At 68.1% G+C, this 23528-nt stretch carries 17 protein-coding genes and 4 pseudogenes; 11 read left to right on the top strand and 10 right to left on the bottom strand.

Features of this window, described 5'->3' with window-relative positions:
• Positions 1-408 precede the first annotated feature (408 nt).
• Both ACIQFZ_RS28520 and ACIQFZ_RS28515 read right to left on the bottom strand, forming a co-directional pair.
• Positions 409-1053: a carbohydrate-binding protein gene (locus tag ACIQFZ_RS28520; RefSeq protein WP_402692470.1), complete on the bottom strand. Its 645-nt coding sequence runs from the start codon at positions 1051-1053 to the stop codon at positions 409-411.
• A 52-nt stretch (positions 1054-1105) separates the two neighbouring features.
• Positions 1106-1828: pseudogene (locus ACIQFZ_RS28515) on the bottom strand (FAD-dependent monooxygenase); the annotation flags it as partial.
• A 380-nt stretch (positions 1829-2208) separates the two neighbouring features.
• On the opposite strand from ACIQFZ_RS28515, the gene ACIQFZ_RS28510 reads away from it, so the two are divergent.
• On the top strand, positions 2209-2976 hold the full coding sequence (locus ACIQFZ_RS28510; RefSeq protein ID WP_402692469.1) for an SDR family NAD(P)-dependent oxidoreductase: 768 nt from the start codon (positions 2209-2211) through the stop codon (positions 2974-2976).
• 586 nt (positions 2977-3562) lie between these two features.
• On the opposite strand, the pseudogene ACIQFZ_RS28505 reads toward ACIQFZ_RS28510, so the two are convergent.
• A pseudogene (locus tag ACIQFZ_RS28505) lies at positions 3563-3805 on the bottom strand (aldehyde dehydrogenase family protein); the annotation flags it as partial.
• Between the two features lie 216 nt (positions 3806-4021).
• On the opposite strand from ACIQFZ_RS28505, the gene ACIQFZ_RS28500 reads away from it, so the two are divergent.
• Together ACIQFZ_RS28500 and ACIQFZ_RS28495 are read left to right on the top strand one after the other, a co-directional pair.
• Positions 4022-5341: an alkaline phosphatase family protein gene (locus ACIQFZ_RS28500; protein ID WP_402692468.1), complete on the top strand. Its 1320-nt coding sequence runs from the start codon at positions 4022-4024 to the stop codon at positions 5339-5341.
• A 333-nt stretch (positions 5342-5674) separates the two neighbouring features.
• Positions 5675-6475, top strand: coding sequence for an IS5 family transposase (locus ACIQFZ_RS28495; RefSeq protein ID WP_402692467.1), 801 nt, complete (start codon positions 5675-5677; stop codon positions 6473-6475).
• A gap of 192 nt (positions 6476-6667) precedes the next feature.
• Here the strand turns inward: ACIQFZ_RS28495 and ACIQFZ_RS28490 are convergent, their stop codons facing one another.
• Both ACIQFZ_RS28490 and ACIQFZ_RS28485 read right to left on the bottom strand, forming a co-directional pair.
• Positions 6668-8119 (bottom strand): hypothetical protein, encoded by a 1452-nt coding sequence (locus tag ACIQFZ_RS28490; RefSeq protein ID WP_402692466.1) that lies wholly within the window; start codon positions 8117-8119, stop codon positions 6668-6670.
• 265 nt (positions 8120-8384) lie between these two features.
• A complete protein-coding gene (locus tag ACIQFZ_RS28485; RefSeq protein WP_402692526.1) occupies positions 8385-9653 on the bottom strand; it encodes an IS701 family transposase in 1269 nt (422 codons plus the stop codon).
• A gap of 479 nt (positions 9654-10132) precedes the next feature.
• On the opposite strand from ACIQFZ_RS28485, the gene ACIQFZ_RS28480 reads away from it, so the two are divergent.
• Entirely contained in the window at positions 10133-10393 is a 261-nt protein-coding gene (locus ACIQFZ_RS28480) for a GntR family transcriptional regulator (protein WP_402692465.1), read from the top strand.
• Positions 10394-10841: 448 nt separating this feature from the next.
• On the opposite strand, the gene ACIQFZ_RS28475 is transcribed toward ACIQFZ_RS28480, so the two are convergent.
• From ACIQFZ_RS28475 to ACIQFZ_RS28460, 4 genes and pseudogenes are all read right to left on the bottom strand, one after another.
• Positions 10842-13028 carry a heavy metal translocating P-type ATPase gene (locus ACIQFZ_RS28475; protein WP_402692464.1) on the bottom strand — a complete coding sequence of 729 codons (2187 nt, stop codon included), beginning with the start codon at positions 13026-13028 and terminating at the stop codon, positions 10842-10844.
• 2 nt (positions 13029-13030) lie between these two features.
• Entirely contained in the window at positions 13031-13342 is a 312-nt protein-coding gene (locus ACIQFZ_RS28470) for a DUF1490 family protein (protein ID WP_402692463.1), read from the bottom strand.
• A gap of 152 nt (positions 13343-13494) precedes the next feature.
• Positions 13495-14199, bottom strand: coding sequence for a metal ABC transporter permease (locus tag ACIQFZ_RS28465; RefSeq protein ID WP_402692462.1), 705 nt, complete (start codon positions 14197-14199; stop codon positions 13495-13497).
• A gap of 331 nt (positions 14200-14530) precedes the next feature.
• A pseudogene (locus ACIQFZ_RS28460) lies at positions 14531-15028 on the bottom strand (HAD-IC family P-type ATPase); the annotation flags it as partial.
• A gap of 8 nt (positions 15029-15036) precedes the next feature.
• Here ACIQFZ_RS28460 and ACIQFZ_RS28455 point away from each other — a divergent pair.
• From ACIQFZ_RS28455 to ACIQFZ_RS28425, 7 genes and pseudogenes are all read left to right on the top strand, one after another.
• Positions 15037-15351: a TetR-like C-terminal domain-containing protein gene (locus ACIQFZ_RS28455; protein ID WP_402692525.1), complete on the top strand. Its 315-nt coding sequence runs from the start codon at positions 15037-15039 to the stop codon at positions 15349-15351.
• Between the two features lie 62 nt (positions 15352-15413).
• A pseudogene (locus tag ACIQFZ_RS28450) lies at positions 15414-15920 on the top strand (IS5 family transposase); the annotation flags it as partial.
• 302 nt (positions 15921-16222) lie between these two features.
• The gene (locus tag ACIQFZ_RS28445; RefSeq protein ID WP_402692461.1) at positions 16223-17377 is read left to right on the top strand and encodes a glutathione-independent formaldehyde dehydrogenase; all 1155 of its coding nucleotides are present in this window, start codon (positions 16223-16225) and stop codon (positions 17375-17377) included.
• Between the two features lie 258 nt (positions 17378-17635).
• Positions 17636-18382 carry an MIP/aquaporin family protein gene (locus tag ACIQFZ_RS28440; RefSeq protein WP_376653350.1) on the top strand — a complete coding sequence of 249 codons (747 nt, stop codon included), beginning with the start codon at positions 17636-17638 and terminating at the stop codon, positions 18380-18382.
• Positions 18383-18887: 505 nt separating this feature from the next.
• Entirely contained in the window at positions 18888-20363 is a 1476-nt protein-coding gene (locus ACIQFZ_RS28435; protein WP_402692460.1) for an IS1380 family transposase, read from the top strand.
• Positions 20364-20661: 298 nt separating this feature from the next.
• On the top strand, positions 20662-22089 hold the full coding sequence (locus ACIQFZ_RS28430) for an IS1380 family transposase (protein WP_402692459.1): 1428 nt from the start codon (positions 20662-20664) through the stop codon (positions 22087-22089).
• A 319-nt stretch (positions 22090-22408) separates the two neighbouring features.
• Positions 22409-22984: an NADPH-dependent FMN reductase gene (locus ACIQFZ_RS28425; RefSeq protein ID WP_402692458.1), complete on the top strand. Its 576-nt coding sequence runs from the start codon at positions 22409-22411 to the stop codon at positions 22982-22984.
• Between the two features lie 208 nt (positions 22985-23192).
• On the opposite strand, the gene ACIQFZ_RS28420 is transcribed toward ACIQFZ_RS28425, so the two are convergent.
• Positions 23193-23528 (bottom strand): transposase (locus ACIQFZ_RS28420; protein WP_402692457.1); only part of this gene is annotated, 336 nt, incomplete at its 5' end.

Here is a 23528-nt window from a genome sequence, read left to right as displayed (position 1 = left end):
GTTACAGATCGGGCGGCGGTGCCGTCGCCTCCAGCACACGGAACTGGTTCCCGTCGCCGTCGGTCGGCGCGGTCCACGACATCCGGGCCCCCGCGTCCACGGCGTCATTTGATACCGCGCACGGCGGAACTGAACATGCGCTGAGTGATTCCGTCGCTGGCCCGCCCGCACATCTGTGCATTACAGGCCTTACCCCCAGCGCGCCGATCGCCGACTCCGGCCCGCCCCAACCCTCCGCTTGTCTGCACCTCCTCTTGCCCCTTTCGGGGCGGTCGTGAGAGGCGCATAGGAATGTATGCCTGGCTCTCGATCACGGCAAGGCAGGGCTGGTGACGTGCGGATGAAGGGCGGCAAGGGCCGTCGTCGGCAGGGAGTGCAGGCCTGGTCCAAGGGGGTGTTCTCGGACCGTCAGACGGTGATCGTCTGTTCCCCGGCTGCGAGCGTCACAGGCGCGTGCACGGGCTGGTAATTCCCCCAGCCACCCGTGGCAGGCACCGACACGGTTGCGAGCGTGGCTCCGCTCTGGTCACGCAGGGACAAGGCGTTCGGTGCGGTGGTCCCGGTGCCGTTGGCGACGCGCAACTCGAGATCGTAGGTGCCTGCCTGCGCCACGTCGATGCGGTACGTGAGCCAGTTGCCGGCGGCCGTCCAGCCCACGTTCTTGCCTCCGCCGGCCGCGGCGTTGCTCTCGATGAAGTTGGTGCCGTCAGCTGACCAGCCGTGCTGATCAATGTAGCCCTCCGCCTCGATCTTCTCGCCCATCGGGACGGCGTGCGGCCGCACGGTCAGGTGGACGCTCACCTGGTCGCGCGCCCTGCCGTCGGTGGCGTAGAAGGTCATGTCCTGCTCACCGGCTGTGGTCGGGTGGATGGTGACCAGGCCGGTGGCCGGGTCTACGGTGACGCCGTCGGGCAGTTCGGTGGCGTAGTAGGCCAGCCGGTCCCCGTCGCGGTCGGTGGCCTGCAACTGCAGGCGCACGGTGCTGTACTGGTCGGCGACCACATCGGTGGTCGGGCCGAGGCGGCCGGCGACCCCGGCCGAGGTACCCTGCACGCCGTCGGCGTCGGAGGGGCTGCGGTGGCACTGTGTACGGCTTCCCGGACCGGCTCGCGAGCAGCCTCCGCAGATCGCGTTCGGGCACGTTCATGTACCACACCCAGTTGACGCGTCTGAAGCCCTGCGTCAGCTCGCCGTCGGGGCCCGGAACGAGGTAGCACAGCATCTGCAGGCCGTCCGAGCCGAAGAACGTGAACCGGCCCGTCAGCAGCTCCAGCAGGTCGCTGGGCAGGGCGGATTCCGGCTCCAGACCTCGCCAGGCCACGTAGCCGGCGTACGAGGGGCGGGCGGCAGGATCCAGCAGTCGGCGCGTCGCCGAGCCGATTCCGTCGGCGCCCACCAGGAAGTGGCCCTGCGTCGTGAACCCGTCCGCGAACTCGGCCGTGACGTCGGAGCCCTCCACTCGGACCCGTCTCAGGACGCTGTCCAAGCGGTAGCAGACCCCGGTGAGGGATTCCCGCAGCGCCTGGTAGAGGGTGTCCCACGCGGTCATCAGCTGGGGGGCCTCGTACCGGGTGGCCCTGCCGTGGAGGTGGAGCTGTTGGCGCTCCCACAGATCGACGCTCACTGCTCGCGCCGACATGCCCAGACGAACGAGCAGTGCCTCCACCTCGGGCTGCATGACGATCCCGGCGCCACGGGCCTCCATCCTGCCCGCGGAACGCTCGTACACGGCGGCCTCGGCACCCACGGCCCGCAGCTCATGGGCTGCTGTGAGACCCCCGACGGACCCCCCGACGATCACAACCCTGACCGCCTCGCTCGGCTGCATCGGATGCCTTCCTGTCATCGGCCTCGGTGGCGTGGTCCCTCCCATGCTCGCCCTGCCGCGCGAGGCCCGCACCCGCACTCGCCGTCCTTCCCCGGTCTGCGCCGACGACAGCTCCCGTCCGAAGCCGCGGTTCGCCTCCCTCCTGGCCGCGTGTCCGCCTCCGGATCGTCTGTCCCGATTGCCGTCGGTGGGTCATACGGGCCATCAAGTCACCCCGTTCGATGGATGCTGCGGTCGGGTCCGATGCGGCTGTCATACAGCTGGGACACCTTCGTTGCGGGGATGCGGGGACACGCTTCTGCCCGAAGAGGAAACCGGTGCGGTGCGGATTCCGAACGCTCCCGTCGTTCACCCCTGTAGTGGCAGGAAGGACCCTCGACGTGTCTGACCCCGTAGTCCTCATCACGGGCGCGCTCACCGGCATCGGCCGTGCCACCGCTTTGGCTTACGCCCGTCAAGGCGCGAACCTTGTGGTCTCCGGCCGCCACCAGGACGTGGGTGAGCAGTTCGCCGGTGAGCTCTCCGACCTCGGCGCCCCGGCCGAGTTCGTGCGCGCCGACGTCCGCTTCGACGCCGATGTGAAGGACCTCGTCGACCGCGCGGTCGCGCGGTTCGGGCGGATCGATGTGGCCGTCAACAATGCCGGCACCGCGGGAACACCCGGCCCTGTCACGGATGTGACCGACGAGGACTACCAGGCCATCTTCGACACCAACGTCAAGGGAACGCTGCTGTGCCTGAAGCACGAGTTCCGGGTCATGAGGGAACAGAGCGTTGGCAGCATCGTCAACGTCAGCTCCGTCTTCGGCCTGATGGGTTATCCCGAGGCGACCTTGTACGTCGGGAGCAAGCACGCCGTCGTCGGCTTCACCAAGGCGGCCGCACTCGAAGGCGCCGCCCACGGCATCCGGGTCAACGCCATCGCGCCCGGCTTCACACGGACCGCCATGTACGAGCAGTTCACCGGCGACGACACGGCGCGTGACGCGGTCGATTCGGTGCTGCCCATGCACCGGGCGGGCACCCCGGAGGAGATCGCCGAGGCCCTTCAGTACCTGGGTTCCGACAAGGCGAGCTACCTCAGTGGTCATGTCCTGACCGTCGATGGTGGCCTCATGGCGGGCGGGCCCCTGTTGTCGAGCTCGTGAACCGCGAGGTCGTTGCAGCAGGCGCTTGAGCCGACCGCCAGCATCGACGGTGAGCAGGTCGGGGCGGCCGGGCAGTCCGGACAGCGGGTCCCGTCGGCGGCATCCAGTTGGCGGCGCACCCTGAGGTTGTCGACGAGCGCGGCCAGGGCGAGCGGCACGGCGGCCGCAGCGATGACAAGGCTGCGCGTTGGCTGCCGTAAGGCTCCGCTGACGGGCGTGATGGGATCTCCGTTCTCGCCCGTGCGGGGGCGGAAAATAGGGAGAGGCGCAACCCGAGCTGTCCATGCGTAGGGGGTGCGCCTCTCGCTGTGTTCACCTGCCGTCCGTCCGGAACCACCGCGGCGATCGTGGCGAGTGCCTCCATCGGTGAGCTCGACACCGTGGGCCGGCGGTGGAGGGGTGGTGGTACCCATAGTGGGTCTCCTTCGGGTACGACGGAACCGTCGCGCTGACAGGTGCCGCCGGAGCGGAGTTGGGGAACAACGGACCGATGCGGGTCCGGGCTTCGGCGACGCCTGTCAGACGTCGTACGCGAAACGGGTGCGCGCGGGGGTGGTGCGCGGGCGGGCGGCCCGTGGGGGGTGGGTCAGGCCGTGTAGGCGATAGTGAAGCTCTTGTGCTGGGTGAAGCTCTCCAGCGCGCCGTCCACGGAGTACTCGCGGCCCGGGCCGGACTGCTTGATGCCGCCGTAGGCCATGCCAGGGATCTGCCCGCCGCCGCGGTTGATCTGGATCCAGCCCGCCTGAAGCCGGTTGGCGGTGCGCAGCGCCTGGTCGATGTTCTTCGACCACACGTATCCCGCCAACCCGTACGTGGAGTCGTTGGCGGCGGCGACAACCTCGCCGTTGCCCTTTTATTGTGTCCTGCCGTCCGCGCTGACGACCGTCACCCGTACGGTCACTGTGGCCGCGGGCAGGTTCGCGCCGGGCCATCTGGGGGAGTTGACGGCGATCGTGCCGTTCGAGCCGTGCCCATCACGTCCTGGACAGCCTCGTGCCGGCTCGCTGACGGGGAACGTTCACGACAACCCCGGAAGCTCGGACGAATGAACGAACCGATCTTGCACACCGCCTCCGCCCGCCCAGTGAGTCGGCGTTCCCTGCTCGCGGCCGGGCTGGGTGCTGCCACGGTGGCGATGTCGTCCGGGACGGCCTGGGCGGCCGGCCGCGGGCCACGCGCCAAACATGTCGTGCTGGTCGCCTGGGACGGCTTCGATCCGGCCTACCTGGACCTGGTCGAGACGCCGCACCTGGACGAGTTGACCCGGCGAGGCAGCCTCAGCACGACGACCGGCTGCTTCCCGTCAATCACCAACACCTCGTGGTCCACCGTCGCCACCGGCGCCTGGCCGCAGACCCACCTGAACACCCCGTACTATCTCGACCCGGTGACCGGGCGCGCGGTGAGCCAATCCCGCACGCTCGAAGCGGAGACCATCGCCGAGGCGGTCCATGCCGCCGGCGGGACCGTCGCCTCGGTGCAGTTCTTCATCGTGCAGAACCACGGCGCCGTGTACGGCGATCCCCGCCGGCTGTACCTGCAGCCTGGCGGCACCAGCACCACCCGCACCGACCTGGCGATCGACATCCTGAACGGCCGCTCCGTGCGTTCGGGTTCCCAGCTCGTCACCGTCGAGCAGCCGCCCACGCTCCTTGCCGTGTACAGCGACGAACTCGACGCGCGAGGCCATGAGGAGGGCGCGGAGTCGCCGAACATTCCTGGCATACTGGCGGGCCTCGACTCGGACCTGGGCAGACTCGTGCAGGCGACCAAGGACGTCGGCATCTACGGCGAGACGGCGTTCGTGGTGCTGGGAGACCACGGCATGACGACCTTCACCCGCGGATTCGGCAAGCTTGTCCTCACCGCGTTGCGCGGTGCCGGCTTCACACCCGAGTTTGTCTCGCCCGGCGGCCTACCTCGCCCGGAAACCGACGTGGCGATGGTTGTCGGAGGTGTCGCCAGCGTGCACCTGTTGGGCGCGGCGCGAACGGCCGACGGCGTCGCCCGGGCCAGGGCCGTGCTCGAATCGTTGCCACCGGTGCAGCGGGTGTACGACCGCAGCGACCTTGCCGCCCTGCACGCCAGCCCGTTCATGGGTGACCTGGTGGCCGAGCCGGTCGCCGGCTGGTCGTTCGGCGTGGACGACCCAGACGGACCACGCGGCTACCACGGCCGGACCGGAGAGATGCAGGCCGGGCTTCTCCTCGCCGGTCGCGGGTTGCTCCCGGGTGTGCCGCCCGTGCAGGCGCGGCACGTCGACATCGCGCCGACGATCGCGGCCTTGCTCGGCATCCCCGCTCCGGCCCAGGCCGAAGGGAGGATCCTCACCGAGGCCCTACACCCCCAGCTCGTCCGTAGCTGACCGTAACGCGCTCAGTGTGCGCCGGGAACCGTTGCGGGCACACCACCCCGCCCCCGTGGGCCGCAGGCGTCGCTCCAGCCCTAAGTGCCCGTCCATGAACTGATCGTCGAGGCGGTGGAGCGGAATCGGTGAAGTCGTCCGGACGAGCAGGACCTCTTGGTAGCAACAGCGGTGTCCAAGCCGACCGCTGCACCAAGAGGTCCTGTCATGCCGTTGTACGCCACCTCACCGTCCTCTGTCTCCGCAGTCGAGGAAGTCAGCTGCTCATGCGCTGCCTGCCGGTTCGGCCACGGTGCCGGCCGTCCTGCCCGTCCGCGCCGCTACACCACGGACATGACGGATACGGAGTGGCAGGCCATCGCGCCGCTGCTGCCCTGGCCGACCTGGCTGGACGGCAATGGCGGGCGCCCGGAGGAGTACTGCCGACGCCTGGTCATCGACGCCATCTGCTACGTCGCCGACAACGGCAACAAGTGGCGCAACCTGCCCGTCGACTACGGCATTCACTGGAAGACATTGCACGCGACCTTCACCCGGTGGAGCCGGGACGGCTTCACCCTCGCCCTCCACAACGACCTGCGCGAGAAGGTCCGCGAGGCTGAAGGGCGTGACCGGGAACCGTCCGCGGCGGTCATCGACTCGCAATCCGTACGGGCCGCGGAGAGGGTCGGCGCCGACAGCCGGGGATGGGATGCGGGCAAGAAGGTTGGCGGGCGCAAGCGCCACGTGATCGTGGACACGGTCGGCATGGTCCTGGTCGTGCTGGTGACCGCCGCGAACGTGCAGGACCGCGACGGCGCCCGCCCGGCGCTGGAGTTGCTCCGCGACCTCTACGAGCGGGTCGTCCTGGTGTGGGCCGACGGCGGCTACGCGGGCAAGCTCGTGGACTGGGCCAAGGATAAAGTCCACGTCGCCCTGGAGATCGTCAAACGCAGTGACGACGCGAAGGGCTTCGTGGTGCTCCCGAGGCGCTGGGTGGTCGAGCGCAGCCTGTCGTGGATCTGCCGGCGCCGCCGGTGCGTCCGCGACTACGAGCGCTTACCCGAGCACCACGAGGCCATGGTCCACTGGTCGATGATCATCCTGATGCGACGCCGTGTCGCCCGCGTCACCGCCCCTGCAACCCCGAAATGATCAGTTCATGGACGGGCACTTAGTACTCCAGTCTGGTTTTGTGATCTTACGTAAGGGGCGTCTGGGTGTCTTACGGACTGCGTGCGGACTGCTGGAACTCTGTGCGGATCATTGGGCACCTGAAGGCCGCCCGAGTGGCGGGTCCGCACAGCCCGACCGGTTACGAGCTCGAAGGTGGTCTTGCCTCGCCGGTCAGTGAGCAGCCCCAAGCCGCTGATACACCGTCACCCGCCGGCCACGGACCTGCTCGTCAGCCACTGGCGTGAAGTACGTCTTCAGCACGGCGGTCTTCATCTTGTCCCGCTCGGCCGTCACCGGTCTCGCCACCTGCGTTGCGTCCGTCACCAGCAGTATCCGTTGCTGGGCAAGCATCGCAGCACGTATGTGATCCGGGCTTGCCTCCACACCCTTCAGGGTCCCGGACTTCTCCGGGCTCTCTACGAGAGCTATGTCTCGCAGCCCGGCAAAGGCGCTCGGCGAGACGGACTTGGTGTCCCGACGTGCCGACGGGATGAAAAGCACCGCACTCCCGGCCGTTCTCATCCGCCGGACGTTCGACGCTATCGCCAGGACGTCGTCCACCCTGCTTGCCGGGGACCGCTTGACCAGTGACTGCGGCAGCAGTGCCACCATCGCTGCGACGACCACTGCGGGGAGAATCCACTTCGACGCTCTCGGGAGCCGGGGCCTGGCTGCCTGTATCGCCGAGCCGATGGTGGTGCCGATCAGCAGTGCCAGCCCCAGCATGCTGTAGAGGATGTATCGGTCCAAGAACAACGGCTGGATCAGGGAAAGAGCGATGAGGCCGATCTGCGGCACCGCCAGCAGCGGTAACCCGACGGCTGCTGCCGACGGTCGGCCTGCTCGGGGCCGGTCCAGTAGGGCGCCGACACCACCGATCGCCAGCAGAACCGCAGGACCGATCAACATGTGCCAGGACAGCGGCGGTATCCATGACACCTGTGCGGACTGGCCTCGACTGAAGAGGATCAACGGCAGCACACAGGCCGTGGCGGCTGCAGAGGCTGTCGTCCACCGTGTCCAGATTTCGCGCCCGGCTCGAGTCCACAGCAGAGTGGCCAGGTGTGCCGGGAGGATCACGAGCGAGAGCCAGTTCAGCAGCCCCATCAGCAGGACGGTGCTGCTGTATGCAGCCCAGTGCAGCGTCCGGACACGCCTGCGGAGCACGGTCACGAGGAGCAATGTGGAGATCCCGGCCCCCGCTGCGACCAGTGCATAGGGCCGACCCTCTTGGAGGTAGAACTGCACAGCCGGCAGCAGCCCGAACGCCATCCCTCCCGCTAGGCCCACCCACACGCCGGCCAGCCTGTGGCCGATGACTGCCACGCAAGCCGCCGCGATCCCCGTAGCCAGCACCGAGGGCAGCCGCAGAGTTATGGTGCTGGGCCCGAAGCACTCAAACAGCGCGTGCATCAACAGGTAGTAACACCCATGCACGACGTCGACGTTCCCCAGCATTTGCCAGATCTCAGCCGTGGAGCGCTGGGCTACCTGCCAGGTCGCGGCCTCGTCCCGCCATACGCTGTCCTGCCGCGAAAGCCCCCACAGGCCAAGGGCAACAGTCCACAGCATCGGAAGCAACCAGACGAGAACAGCGCGACGCAGAAGGGCAGTTTCTGCCATGAACGTTGTTCCGACTGCCGGGTGGCGAGGCAGCAAACGTAACGTGCGGTCAATCGACATGAAGGAGGGCTTCCGGAAGGGCCGTTGAAGAGGGCGGGTTGTCATGTATCACTCACTGACCACGAACCCTATGCACCCTAGCGCCCGCGCGCAGCTGAGTGGATCTTGAACCGGCCTCACGAGCACGATGGTCGCCTCAACGAGGTGATGGTCGCCGCCCAGAAGCTGAACGAAACGTCCTGGTATTCCACTGCGGTTTTGCGATCTATCCAGCGGGTTCGTTGGCGGTCCGTCGTCGGTAGTGGCTGCGTCGGGCTGTTGCCTGGTGGCGTCTGCGCCAGTTGGACCAGTGCAGCAGGCTGGCCGCGGTCACGGCTGGTGGGTTGAAGACGGCGGCAAGTAGGTGGCGGATCTCCGGGACGGTCAGCGTGATCGGATCGCGACTGCGGACGAGGTAGTGCGCATCGGCGGGCCGCTGGGGTACCGCGTCGGCGGCGAGGGCGGTCAGAAAGGCCAGGGCGAGCATCGCGAGGGTGATGTGCCGGTGCCATGAGGTCCAGTGTCTGACCTGGTAGCGGTCGAGTCCGACCTGGCTCTTGGCGGCCTGGAAGCATTCCTCGATGCTCCAGCGGATGCCGGCGACGCGGACCAGTTCGGACAGGGGCATTTCGGTGCGTGACCAGCACAGGTAGAAGGCGAGTTCGCCGGTGGACCGGTTGCGTCGGATGAGCAGGCGCCGGTGGCTGCCGGTGTCGATGTGGATCCAGGCCCAGTCGTAGTACCGCGGGCCTTTCGCTCCGTTTCCTGCGCTCTGACGGTGCCAGGCCGTGGCGGGCAGGCGGCCGGCGACGGTATCGGCGCGGTCGGGAGTGCGGCCGTGGTTGATCCTCACCCGTGTCGAGCAGGCGACGGCCATCACGTAGCCGATGCCGCGTGCCTCGAGGGCGGCGCGGAGCTGGGGGTCCTGGCCGTAGGCTTCGTCGCCGGTCACCCAGGAGGCGGTGATCCCGGCTTCCAGCGCGGCAGCGACCATCTCCGAGGCCAGACGGGGCTTGGTCGCGAACTGCACCGTCTGCGGTATCCCGGCCGCGTTGCGGCGTTCAGGATCCTGGGACCAGGAGTGTTCCGGGAGATAGAGCCGTCGATCGATCAGGGCCCGGCCCCGGCTGGTGGCCAGGGCGAGGAACACGCCGACCTGGGCGTTCTCGATACGTCCCGCGGTGCCGGTGCACTGCCTCTGCACCCCTGCCGAGGACCGGCCCTTCTTCACAAAGCCGGTCTCGTCGACAACGAGAACGCCGCCGTCGACGCCGAGATGTTCGGCGGCGTAGGCACGCAGGTCGTCGCGGACGGCATCGGCGTCCCAGCGGGCATAGCGCAGCAGGCGTTGCAGCGGCCCAGGCCGCCTATGGCCCGCCTGTTCGGCTAACTGCCAGCAGTTCTTCCGTTCGACGTTCGACAGCAGCCCAAGCAGGTAAGCGCGGGCTGCGGCCCGGGGCTCAACTCGCCTGAACCTGCCCGCGATCCGGGCCATGGCCTGGTCGAACATCGCCCGCCAGCGGGCAGGGTCTACGCTATGGCCTGCGGCCACCGCACGATCTTCAGGAGTCCACACAACCCCTGATGATCACGCGGTGGCCGTACCCGTACCCAGTCGACCCTCGCGCGACATCACAAAACCAGACTGGAGTATTAGCCGTGCCGGTTCTTCGGACTACAGCGGAAACACTCACACGGTGGCCATGCCGAAGTGCTCAGCGGCGGCATGGCATCGCTGGGGCGGAACATCTTCACCGGTCCCCAGGTGCGCCCGCCATCGCGCGATACGCGGAGCGTCATCAACGGTCTCTCGTCGGCCACGTGTTCACCGCCGCAGCGACGCGCGCAACGCTTGCTCCAGCGCCCTTGCCGCCGGTCCGTACGCGGGTTCGCTGAGCCGTTCGCCGCGCATGTCTGCCACGTTGGCGATGTCGCGCAGCGCTACGGCCAACTTGCAGACGGCCAAAACGAACTATGGATGCTGACGCTGAGATTGACCACGGCGCTCCGCTGACGCCGTACAAGCAACTTGCGGAAATCCTCCGGGCGCGTATCCGGCGCGGAGACTGGGCACCAGGGCGCGCGATTGCTTCCGAGACTCAGTTGGTGCAGCAATACGGTCTTGCTCGCTCCACAGTGCGCCGGGCTATCTCTGTCCTGGTGGAGTCCGGGGAAGTCTTCACCGTGCCCCAGCGCGGTACCTACGTAGCTCAGAAGCCGTCAGGTGAGGGGTAGGCGGGGCGTTTCTCGGCGTTGACCAGGGCAGATACTCAACCCGTGGAGGCGGGTTGGGGGTCGTAGAAGGTGCCGTCGCGGAGCATCGCGAAGAACACGTCGGCTCGTCGTCTCGCGAGGCAGGAGTCCGGTGCCGTACTCGCGCATCCACGTTATGCAGACCTGTCGCCCTCAAGCGGCTGGGCGTTGCGCGAGGCCAGGCGGTAGTCGGACCTCTGACTTGTTGAATCGGACTCAGATGCACGGTCTGCAGCCGTAGCGTCCAGGGTGCCGAAGGGAGCCAAAGGACTCGGCCGCAGCCTCGCCCAGCAGCTGGCCTCTGCCGGCGAGCACGTGGTGGACGTGCCCTCCACCCTTTCCGCCCGAGCCCGGCTCCTGGCCACCGGCGGGGACCGCAAGACCGATGCGGCCGACGCCCTGCACGTCGCCCAGGTCAAGCAGCACGGCGTCAATGCACCCGACGGTCTTCCAACGGAGCCGCCTTCAATTCCCCGTCGATCACCCGCGGAAGATGTGGCGTGTGGTTGACCAGCCGGGCCGAGTTGCCGACGACCGCGATGCTGCTCATGTTGTGCAGCAGTGCCGCGAGAACGGGGTTGATGGAACCGCCGGCGCTGGCGAGGAGGCCGAGGAGGTTGACTCCGATGGCGAGGCCGTAGTTCTGGCGGACGAGGCGCAGGGTGTGGCGGCTGAGTTCGACGACGGCGGCGACCTGGCGCAGGTCGTTGCCCGCGAGGGCGATGTCGGCGGTTTCCAGGGCGACGTGGGAGGAGTGTTCGCCCCTGCTGATGCCGACGTCGGCCAGGGCGAGGGCCGGGGCGTCGTTGGTGCCGTCGCCGACCATGGCGACGGTGTGGCCCTCGCTCTGCAGGTCGCGGATCAGCTGGAGTTTGCCCTCCGGGAGGGCATGTGCGTGGACCTCGGTGATGCCGAGGGTGTCGGCGACGACCTGGGCGGTCTCGGGTGCGTCGCCGGTGAGCAGCACCAGTCGTGAGACGCCGAGGCCGCGCAGTTGCCGGATGACGGTTGCGGCCCCGGAGCGTACGGCGTCGGAGACCCCGAGCAGCCCGATCAGGTCGTCGTCCTGGGCCAGGCAGATGACGGTTTCGCCGCCTCGTCGGAGCTGTTCGGTCCAGCCCTGCGCCCCCTCGGTGAGTTCGACGCCGTGCCGACGCAGCAGGGCGGGGCTGCCCACCAGCAGACGGGTGCCGTCGAGTTCGGCGCGCATGCCCATGCCCAGGACGACCTCGCAGGCTTGGTGGATGGGCACGTTCAGGTGCTGTTGCTCGGTGCGGGCGACGATCGCCTGGGCGAGCGGATGCCGGGCGTGCAGCTCTCCGGATGCGGCGAGGCTGAGCACCTCGTCGGCCATGAACCGGTCGCTGAGGGTGACCACGCTGGTGACCAAAGGACGGCCGAAGGTGAGCGTGCCCGTCTTGTCGAAGACGACGGCCGTGACGCGGCCGACGCCCTCCAGGTGGGTGCCGCCCTTGATGAGGGTGCCGCGGCGCGCTCCGTTGCCGATGGCGGCGCTGATGGCGGTGGGTGTGGCCAGGCCGGCGGCGCAGGGGCAGGCGATCAGGAGCATGGTCATGGCCCGGCGGGCGTCGCGGGTGATGGCGTAGGTGAGTGCGGCCAGGGCGAAGGAGACGGGGACGAAGCGCCGGGTGAAGCGGGCTGCGACAGTCTGGATCGGCGCCCGGTCGGACTGGGCCTCTTCGACCCGGCTGATGATCCGGCCCACGGTGGTGTCCCGGCCGACCGAGGTGGTCCGCACGGTGAGCGATCCGGAGGTGACGATGGTCCCGGCATAGACGTGGGTGCCTTCCCGGGCGTAGACGGGCAGGGCTTCACCGGTGATCGCGGCCTGGTCTACGAGGGCCTCGCCGGAGACGACATGTCCGTCGACCGGGATGCGGTGGTGTTCGTACACCGCGACGACGTCTCCCGGCGCGACGTCTTCGAGGGCCACCTCGGCCTCGACGCCGTCTTCCCGTACGAGCCAGACGCGCTCCTCACCGATGGTGAGCAGATCCTCGATGGCGCGCCGAGTGCGGCGCAGGGTCAGGGTCTGCAGGAACTCGCCGATGTTGAGCAGCCACAGGACGGTGAGGGCCACCACGTTCTCCCGTAGGAGCAGGGAGATGACGGTTGCCGCGGTGACCAGGGTGTCCGTGCCCGGGTGGCTGCGGCCGCGCAGCGAGTGCAGGGCTCCCCGGAAGAAGGGCAGTCCGGTGAAGACGGTGACCATGCCGAGGAAGCCGGACGAACCGAGCGTGATCCTCGGCCGGCCCAGCAGGCGTCGCAGCGCCACGAAGGCGAGGGCCGCGCCGCCGACGACCAGCCGGGCCACCTCACCGGTGGACGAGTCGGGCGTGGACCGGGTGGGCTTCGCCGGCGCGGTCGCGGGCGGAGCCTCTTCGAGCGCCGCGACGAGCCGTTCGACGTCGAGGAGGTCCGGCGCCATCCAGACCACGACGCTCCCGGTACGCGGGAAGATCCGCAGTGCCCTGAACCCGCTGATGCCCATCAGCCGCTCGTCGATCAGTCCCGCGCTGCCGGGGCGGGCACGCACCCACGGAACGACCAGTCGGACCCGGCCCGCGGCGACGGAGCGTACGACCACGCCGGACATGATCAGTGCTCGTGCCCGTGATCGCCGTCGGCGACGCTCACCGCGGAGGGCGGCGGTGCCTCCTCACCGAGCGTGGTGCGGGCCTCCGCGATCACGTCCCCTGCTTTGAGCCGAGCTTCTTCCGTGGCCGAAGCGACCCAGCGGCCGACGACGATGCCCCGGGCGATACCACCGACGAGGGCCTTCCGGACGGCGGGTTGGCCGTCGGGTGCACGTTTTGTGACTCCCCGGATGATCAGGCCGCCCACCACGCCGGAGACGGCATAGTGGGCAAGACGCCCGGCTGCGGCACTGGCGACGGTGAGTGGATGCATGAAGGACTCCTTCCGCCGCTGCTGAGTGACGGACCCCCTCCTCAAGTGTGTGCCCGTACCGTGCGCCCGGTCGAACGGAGGCCGACGCGCAGCCTTCCTCGGCAGATGACGTCGGCCACTGCACGCCGCGACTGCCGCCGCCACCTGCTCCCTCAGGCGGGCTGCGGGGCCGTCCTCCTGGCTCCCAGACGGCGGGTGCGGTACTTGCCGACCAAGCGGCAGACGGCGTAGATCGTGAACGAGATCGTCGTGACGTACGGGCTGATGGGGATGTTGCTGCCCAGGGCGAGGAGAATACCGCCGAAGACGATGCTGAGCAGTGGTAGCAGTACGGGGGAGGCGGTGGCGCGGGCGACGGCCGCTGCGGGGGTGACGACGAGGGTGAGGGCCAGCAGGGCGCCGACGACCTGCACGGACAGGGCGACGGCGAGGCCGAGCACGATCACGAAGGCGAAGGACAGTCCTCGCACCGGGGCGCCGCGGGCCTCGGCGACGTCCGGGTCGGCGCTGGCGAAGGACAGCGGCCGCCACATCACCACCAGAGCCACCAGGACCACGGCGGAGGTGCTGAGCAGCCAGGTCATCTGCGGAGTGTCGACGGCGACGATCTGGCTGGTGAGCAGGCCGAATTTGTTGGCCGCCCGGACCTTGTAGAGGGCGAGGAAGAGGACCCCCAGCCCCAGGCCGAATGGCATGAGGATGCCGATCGCCGAGTTGCGGTCCCGGGCCCGCGCTCCCAGGACGCCAATCGCGCCGACTGCAACGAGCGAGCCGACGATCGAGCCCGCCACGACATTCGTCTCCAGCAGCAGCGCGGCCGAGGCACCGGCGAAGGACAGTTCGCTGATGCCGTGCACGGCGAAGGGCGGTGGTCAGGCCGATCGCGTGGTCGCCGGCCACCAGAAGGGCGTACAACTCCTGGGCCGATACGAAGTCCTGGCAGCCCGCGAGTGTGCGCGTGACCGCCTTGCGCTGCCGTGTCATCCGGCTGCCCATGGCACATCACCCCCTATGGCTCGTGCGGTGTCGGCGCTCCTCACGGTAGATGAAAATGAAATCCATGTCCATATGAACAGTCGATCATGTGTTGCGGGTTGCGTCTCCCGCCTCAGCAGCGCCGTCGAAGCCGTCGGACGTCAACGGCCCGCCGCACTAGCGCGGGTGCGACGGGCCATGGGGCGCATTGGGTCAGCGGCGGCCCTCCGCGCGGGCCCGGTGCCGGGCGGCCTCGCGCAGCAGCCGCAGGCCGTTGAGGCCGACGATGACGGTCGAGCCCTCGTGACCGAGGACACCGAGGGGCAGTGGCAGGGTGGCCGCCAGGTCCCAGACGACCAGTCCGGAGATGAAGACACTGGCGAGGACCAGGTTCTGGACCACCAGGCGGCGGGCCCGGCGGGAGAGGGCCACCACGGTGGGAATGGTAGCGAGTTCGTCGCGGACGATGACCGCGTCGGCGGCCTCCAGGGCCAGGTCGGAGCCGGCCCGGCCCATGGCGATGCCGGTGTGCGCGGCGGCCAGGGCGGGGGCGTCGTTGACGCCGTCGCCGACAGCGAGCACCCGGCGTCCGGCCCGCTCCTGTTCCCGGATCACGGCGACCTTGTCCTGGGGCAGCAGCCCGGCGTGTACGTCGGTGATGCCGACCTCGGCGGCCAGGCGGGTGGCGGCGCGCGGGTTGTCGCCGGTGACCCGACTTCATCGGCGTCGCCCAGACCGACGCGGAGCTGGCGGCCCAGTTCGACCACCACTACTTCGGTCCCCGCCGCCGGCGAGTATTCACCCTGCTCGAAGCCGCCAAGGAACGCGGGCAGATCCGCGCCGACGCCGATCTCGGCGTGCTCGTGGACCTCATCTGGGGCGCCTGCTACATCCGCCTCCTGCTGCCCCATCTCACCGACCAACTGACCCCCGCGTTCGCCCACGCCGTCGTCGACCAGGCCCTCACCGGCATCCTCACCAGCCCCGCCCGAGAAGGCGAGGACACAGATCCCAGCCCGCCGAACACGGCCTGAGCTATTCCGGACCAGGTCCTGGCCCCGTCCTGGCCTGCAGGGATCACCTGCTGGACGCACTGCAGGCCCTGCTCGGCAGGTCCCGCGGCGGGCTGACCAGTAAGATCCACCTCGCTGCCGACCGGAAGCTCCGGCCTCTGTCGTTCGCCCTGACCGCCGGGCAGGCCGCGGGCAGCCCCCAGTTCGTCCCCGTGCTCAAGAGGATCCGCGTCCGTCCGCCGGTCGGCCGGCCCCGCGCCCGGCCGGGCGCGGTCACCGCGGACAGGGCGCACTCGTCCCGCGCCAACCGCGCCTACCTCCGCAAACGTCACATCACGGCGGCGGTCATCCCGGAGAAGAAGGACCAGGCCGCCAACCGCAAGAAGAAGGGCAGCCGGGGCGGCCGTCCCGTCACTTACGACGCCGATCCTTACCGTGACCGCAACACCGTCGAGCGACTGATCAACCGTCTGAAGGACTGGCGCGGCATCGCTACACGCTCCGACAAGACACCCGAAAGCTACCTCGCCGGCCTCGAACTCCGCGCCTCGATGATCTGGGTCGGAGATCTCCTGCAAACAGCCGGTTGATCACAACATCACACAGACCCTAGGCCCATTCTCCTGGGACCCGGACCTCCCACGGACAGGCTCCACAGGCACTTCCCGACCACGGCTTGACACGCCTGATGGAGGTGGGAGGGTGGAGGAGCGGTGGTGCGGTAGTGGTCACCGAAGGCCGAGGGCCCAGCGGAGCGCGGGATTGTTCTCGCGCCTGCGCGGGAGGAGCCCGCGTGCCGGTTCCCGTCGCCTGAGTCGTCCAGAGTGACCTGATCTCCTTGCGCAGCTCCTGATGCCGGCCACCGTGTGGTGAAGCAATCGAAGGGGAAGCCATGAAGGCTGTTGTCTATGACGGGCCGCGCACCGTCAGTGTGAAGGATGTCCCCGACGCGCGCATCGAACGGCCCACCGATGTGCTGGTGAGGATCACCAGCACCAACATCTGCGGTTCGGATCTGCACATGTATGAGGGCCGCACAGACTTCGAGCAGGGACGGATCTTCGGACACGAGAACCTGGGGGAGGTGACCGAGGTCGGCGCCGGAGTCGACAGGGTCAGGGTCGGGGATCTGGTCTGCTTGCCGTTCAACATCAGCTGCGGTTTCTGCCGGAACTGCGAGCAGGGGCTGACCGCGTTCTGCCTGACCACTGCCGACAATCCGAAGACGGCCGGTGCCGCCTACGGCTTCGCCGACATGGGCCCGTACAGCGGCGGGCAGGCTGAGCTGCTGCGCGTGCCCTACGGTGACCACAACTGTCTGGTCCTGCCGGAAGAGGCCCGGGAGCGGCAGACCGACTACGTGATGCTCTCCGACGTCTTCCCCACCGGTTGGCACTGCACGGAACTGGCCAAGGTACGGCCCGGCGACACCGTGGTGATCTACGGTGCCGGCCCGGTCGGCCTGATGGCCGCACTGTCGGCGAACCTCAAGAGTGCATCCAAGGTCATGGTCGTGGACCGCCACCCGGACCGCCTCGCGCTGGCCGAGCAGATCGGGGCAATTCCCATCGACGACTCCAAGGCCTCGCCCGTCGACCAGGTCAACGAGCACACAAACGGACTCGGGGCGGACCGGGGCTGTGAGTGCGTGGGCTACCAGGCCCACGACCCCCAGGGCCATGAGCACCCCAACATGACGCTGAACAACCTGGTGGAGTCGGTGAAGTTCACCGGCACCATTGGTGTGGTCGGTATCTTCATTCCCCAGGATCCCGGCAGTCCCGACAAGCTGTACCAGCACGGTGAATTCGCCTTCGACTACGGCCTGTTCTGGTTCAAGGGCCAGTCGGTCGGCAACGGGCAGGCCAACATCAAGGCCTACAACCGCCAGCTGTGCAACCTGATCCAGCAGAGCAAGGCCACACCGTCCTGGATCGTCTCCCACGAACTCCCGCTGGACCGGGCCCCCGAGGCCTACCAGCACTTCGACGCCCGTGACAACGGATGGACCAAGGTCGTCCTGCACCCCGACGGCGGCGCCCGTTGAACAATCGTCACCGGCAACCTGACCGCGGGCAGGCGCGGCAGAACAAGCCAGCATGCGGCCCCGGCCGAGTACCGGCCCGGGGCCGCCAAGTCACCGCCGGCGCATGGTTAGGTCCGCACCTCGGCCGCCGGTCCGAAGGTCGTGCTCGAGCCCGACCCAAAGGCCGTCTGATCCGATGTAGCCGGTCGGCGCACGGCCAACACCCCTGACGTTGGGCGTGCACCCCCGGCGCGCTCGAGCTATCGGGGTGAGCAATTCATGACCGCGAAGCTGTGGCGACGGTTGGCCGCGGAGGCGATCGGCACCGCGCTACTGGTGATCTTCGGGGCGGGCTCGTTCGTAGCCGCCTTGGTGGTGGGCAAGGGCCAGCTGGACTACGCCGCGATAGGGATCATCGGTTTCTCGTTCGCTTTCGTCATCGCCGCTGCCGTCTACGTGTTCGGCCCCATCTCCGGGGCGCACATCAACCCTGCGGTGACCATCGCGCTGGCCGCGATACAACGCTTCCCCTGGAGGGAGGTCGTCCCTTACGTCGTCGCCCAGCTGGGCGGGGCGCTCGGTGGCGGCTTGCTGGTCAACGTGATCTTCGGCTCGTCTGCACTGACTGCCAACGTCTCCGGCGGCACGGTGGTCCAGCCCGGTCATACTTACCTGCAGGCTGGCGTGGCTGAGGCCCTGGGAACCGCGCTGCTGTTGTTCACCATCATGGCGTTGGCCGTGGACGCGCGTGCACCGACGGGCTGGGCCGGGCTGGTCATCGGCCTGGTGGTGGCCTGCGAAATCATGGTCATCGGCCCCATCAGCAACGGCTCGGTCAACCCTGCGCGTACGTTCGGTCCCTACGCGGCCACGACTATCTTCGGTGGCCATACGCCGTGGCAGGAGTTCTGGCTGTACTGGGTCGGTCCAGTGATCGGCGCCGTCGTCGCCGCCGTGGCCTACGTGTTCGTTGCCCAACCTCGACCCTCCACACCGCCGCTCGGACGAACGTCCGAAGCCGAATAGCATCCCAGCATGACGGCCTGTTCCTTTGTCCTGTTCAACCGCGGCTGCCCCTTTCCTGCTCCGACCCGATGGGTTCGCCAAGGTTCCAGCACATGCTGCGCTCCAGGAAGGGCATGAGGTCGTGCAGGGAGGACTGCCGGTGCGCGGACCCCGGAAGGTGCCCAGCCGCATGGCGACATCACTAATTGCGGTCAGCCCCTTACCCATGGCAATCCCGATGATCAGTGGAAGCCGGACCTACGCGGCGCTGCCGGCACTCCGTCCTCGGCTACTTCACACCGCAAGTCCGATCACTCGAGCCTCCCAAGCTGATGGCACCCCATCGGCCAGCTGCTTCGTCCAGGCTGGGGCGCCGGTCCGGCCGAAGCGGCAAGCCCTGGAGCACACCAGAGATCGTCTGGACAGCGAAAAGCCCCGCCGGATCGAGCTGTCCTAACCCTGGGTATTCAGTGGAATTGGGTGATCTGACGCACCGATAGCAGAAAGGTGCCGTTGACCTGCGAGGATGCGAGTGTCTAGGTCGTATCCGCTGCGGGAGCAAGGCACCTTTCTGGTGGTTGAGCGTACAGGGTGGGATCGTCGGCTGTCCGTGGTGGCTGACGGGAAGAGGCTGGTCGGGCATGCCGGGGCGGTGCTGCTGCGTCGGTGTGCGGACCGGACGGGGCTGACGGACACGCTGGCGAAGGTGCTGCCGTCCAGCACGGTGGCCGGCTGGCGGGACCGTGCGGCAGTGCTGGTTCAACTGGCGGTCGCGATCGTGCTGGGGGCGGCGAACCTGTCGGAGGCCGAGCAGCTCCAGTTGCATCACCGGCCGTTGTTCGGGTTCGCGGCCTCGGACTCCACCGCCCGGCGCACGCTGGCCGCGCTCGACGAGGTCACCCTGGCGAAGATCGCAAAGGCGCGGGCGCGGGCGCGTCGGCACGTGTGGAGTCTGCTGCATCTGCGGCCGGGCGGCTTCCCGTGGCTGGTCGTGGCGGGCAAGCGGCTTGCCGGCTGGATCGTCATCGATCTCGACGCCACCATCATCACCTCGGCGTCGAAGAAGGCCGGGGCGGCGGTCACGTTCAAAAAGACGTTCGGGTTTCATCCGCTGGCTGCGTGGTGCGCCAACACCACCGAGTCCCTGGCCATGCTCCTGCGGCCGGGGAATTCCGGAGCGAACACGGTGGCCGACCACGTCCGTGTGCTCACCGATGCCCTCGCGCAGATCCCCGGCTCCTCGGCTGCGAAGATCCTCATCCGGGTGGACGGGGCCGGAGCCACCCACGGGCTGCTGGAGCACCTGGAAGCCTTGAACACCACGCGGCGCACGGTCCGTTACACCGTCGGCTGGAAGATCACCGATAACGACGAGCGGGCCATCGCCCGCCTGCCCGGGGCCGCCTGGGAGACCTCTGTGCACCAGGACGGCAGCGTCCAGGAGGGCTATTTCGTCGCGGAGTTGACCGGGGTCAACACCCGTGAAGGCTGGCCGGAGGGGATGCGGCTGATCGTGCGCCGCGTCAAGCCCTCCCGACGGCACCTGAAGAAACTGACCGCGTTCGAGAAGAAGACCGGCTGGCGCTACTGCATCACCGCGACCAACATCCGCCACATGTGGGGCATCGCCGGCTCCGGTCACGCCCAGTTCCTGGACGTGCTGCACCGCTCCCACGCGTCCGTGGAAGACCGGGTGCGCACCAACAAGGCGATGGGCCTGGACAACCTGCCCTCCGCCTCCTGGGAAGTCAACCGCGGCTGGACGCTCGCTGCGAACCTCGCCGCCGACCTCGACGCGTGGCTGCGGCTGCTCGCCCTGCACGACATCGACGACCCGGCCGACGCGGAGCCGGACACCATGCGTTTCCGCCTCTACCACCTGCCCGCCCGACTCACCGACCACGCCCGCCGCCGCTGGCTGCGGATCGAGCGGACCTGGCCCTGGGCGAAAGCGTTCACCACCTGCTGGCACCGACTGACCGCCCTGCCCGCCGTCACCTGACGACCAGACCACCAGCCCGACGAGACAAGGAAAGGAGCAGACCCGCACCATCTCCGGGTGCCGTGGAACCCCGGCGCAGCCGCAGCGACACGCGAAGGCCCCGCCCGCGATCACGCGGAACAAACAGGGCGAACCGACAGGTCCGTCATGCACTCACGACCGCTGAAGAATCGAGGCTAACCCTGAGTATTCAGCGAAATTGGGCTTCCTGACGGCCCGATAGCAGAAAGGTGCCGCTGACCTGCAAGGATGCGAGTGTCTAGGTCGTATCCGGTGCAGGAGTCAGGACACCTTTCTGGTGAGCGAGCGTACAGGGTGGGACCGTGGGCTGTCTGTGACGGCCGACGGGAAGGGGCTGGTCGGGCATGCGGGAGCGGTGCTGCTGCGGAAGCTGGCGGACCGGATCGGTCTGACACGAGGGCTCGCCGGGGTGCTGCCGACGAGCACGGCGGTCGGCTGGCGGGAGCGGGCCGCCGTGCTCGCCCAGCTGGCGGTCGCGATCGTGCTGGGAGCCCGGAGCCTGCTGGAGGCCGAGCAGCTCCAGCTGCACCACCAGGGCTTGTTCGGGCCAACTGTCTCGGACTCGACCACGCGCCGGGTGCTGGCCGGGCTCGACGAACAGACTCTGACGCGGATTGCGAAGGTGCGTCGGCGAGTACGCCGCCACGTGTGGACCCTGCTCCACCTGCGGCCCTGCGGCTTTCCCTCTCTCACGGTCGCCGGACGCGCCCTGAAGGGCTGGATCGTCGTGGACCTGGACGCCACGGTCATCACCACCGCGTCCAGGAAGGAAGGAGCCGCGGGCACATTCAAGGGTACGTTCGGGTTTCATCCGCTGGCCGGATGGTGCGCGAACACCGGCGAGAGTCTCGCGATGGAACTGCGCCCGGGCAACGCGGGAGCAAATACCGTCGAGGACCACCTGCGCGTGCTGGCCGCCTGCCTGGAGCAGATCCCCCGCTCCTCGCAGTCCAAGCTGCTGATCCGCGTCGACGGCGCGGGGGCCACGCACGGTCTGCTTCAGCACCTCGAAGCGTTGAACACCACGCGGCGCATGGTCCGTCACACGGTCGGCTGGAAGATCACCGAGGAGGACGAAGCCGCGATCGCACAGCTTCCCGAGAGAGCGTGGGAGACCTCGCTGACACAGGGCGGCGAACTCCAAGAGGGTTACCAGGTCGCTGAGTTGACTGGTCTGAGCACCCGCGAGGGCTGGCCGGAGGGGATGCGGCTGATCGTCCGCCGGGTCCGCCCCTCACGGCGGCACCTGAAGAAGCTGACCGCCTTCGAGAAGAAGACCGGCTGGCGCTACTCGATCACGGCAACGAACATCCGTCACATGTGGGGCATCGCCGGCTCCCACCAGATCCAGTTCCTCGATGCCCTGCACCGCGACCACGCCGAGGTCGAAGACCGCATCCGCACCGGCAAGGCCATGGGCCTGCACAACCTGCCCTCACAGTCCTGGCAGATCAACGCGGCATGGATGCTCACCGCCAACCTCGCGGCCGATCTCGACGCCTGGCTCCGTCTGCTGACCCTGCACGACAGCAAGGACCTGGCCGACGCCGAGCCGGACACCATGCGCTTTCGCCTCTACCACCTGCCCGCCCGCCTCGCGAAGCACGCCCGCCGCCGCTGGCTGCGGATCGAGCAGACCTGGCCCTGGGCCAACACCTTCACCACCTGCTGGAACCGGCTCGGTGCCCTCCCCGCCGTGACTTGACCTGGCCAAACCGTCCTGACAAGAACCAGAGAGGAGAGGCCTGCAGGCCCGGGAGAAGTGGAACCCCGGCGCAGCCGCAGCGACACGCGAAGGCCCACCCGACACCCGTCGGGACAAACGGGGCGAAGTGATCACCTCGTCAGGCAGCGATCACCGCTGACGAATCGAGGCTAACGGCACCGTGAACCGTGCTCCTCCGGTTGGATCAGCCTGGAAGGCGGATTACGACCGACCGTGATTTCGTGCACTTGGAGGAAGTGCGCCCCCTTCCGGCAAGAGACCGGGCGAATGCAAGGCGCGCACATCGAATCGAGGAGAAATGACCACGTACAAGGTCGGCTACATCGTGGGAAGCCTGGCGACTCACTCAATCAATCGAACGCTTTCTAAGGTCCTGATCCGACTGGCCCCACCGGACTTGGAGTTCAATGAGATCCCGATCGGTGACCTCCCGCTCTACAGCTACGACTACGACAGTGACTTTCCCAGCGAAGGTAGGAGGCTCAAAACTGCGATCTCTTCCGCCGACGCCATTCTATTCGTCACCCCGGAATATAATCGGTCAATCCCCGGCGCCTTGAAGAACGCCATCGACTGGGCCAGCCGACCCTGGGGAGACAATTCATTCACCCATAAACCGTCCGCGGTAATCGGAGCCTCCCCCGGTGCCATCGGGACAGCCATCGCCCAGCAGAGCCTTCGCAGCGTTCTCAGCTACTGCAACTCTCCACAAATGAACGCACCCGAGGCCTACGTCAGATTCAACCCGGAGGTATTCACGGACGACGGTCAGGTCACCAATAGCGATACGGAACAGTCTCTGCAACGCTTCATGGAGGAATTTCGCGATCACATCGTACGCGTGCTCTCGGTGCTGCCTCCCAGAAACATGTGATGCCCTCCGTGTCTTCCGTGGAACCACCTGACTCGGAGACCGCCTCAGCCCGAATCCACCGGCTTGATTCCGGGCTGATCGTTTCGGGGTTGCCGCTGGCGGTGGCCGAGATGATCTGGCCGTTCGGGCAGGGAGTATCCGCTGGTCTGTCCAGCTCTTCCACTGTTCGGCGGTCGCGGGCCCTTGCGGGCGAGGTGGTCAGGGCTTCTCAGGCGGTGGGTGGTGGTCCGTGCACCAGGTCGAAGAGCTGGGTGAAGTCGTTGGCCCAGGGCCAGTGTTCGGGCAGGTGGAGGGTGAGACGCCGGGCCGAACGGGCCATGCGGGCCGGCACGTTGATCAGGTGGTCGCGGATCGTTGCGGTGGTGGCCTTGGCGTGGAAGGCGGATGCCAGGGCGCCGGCGGCGCGGGTCAGATTGTGCGCGAGAGCGGCCAGCGCGAGCCAGGCGGCATTCGCCTGGAAGTGCCCGGAGGGGGCGTGGGCGAACGGGCCGTTCTTCAAGTCCGCGATCACCTGCTCCACGACAGCATGCTGCCTGTGATCACC

Source organism: Streptomyces sp. NPDC093064, assembly GCF_044754605.1.
GTDB lineage: Bacteria > Actinomycetota > Actinomycetes > Streptomycetales > Streptomycetaceae > Streptomyces.
This window is presented reverse-complemented; position numbering and strand designations above follow the sequence as displayed.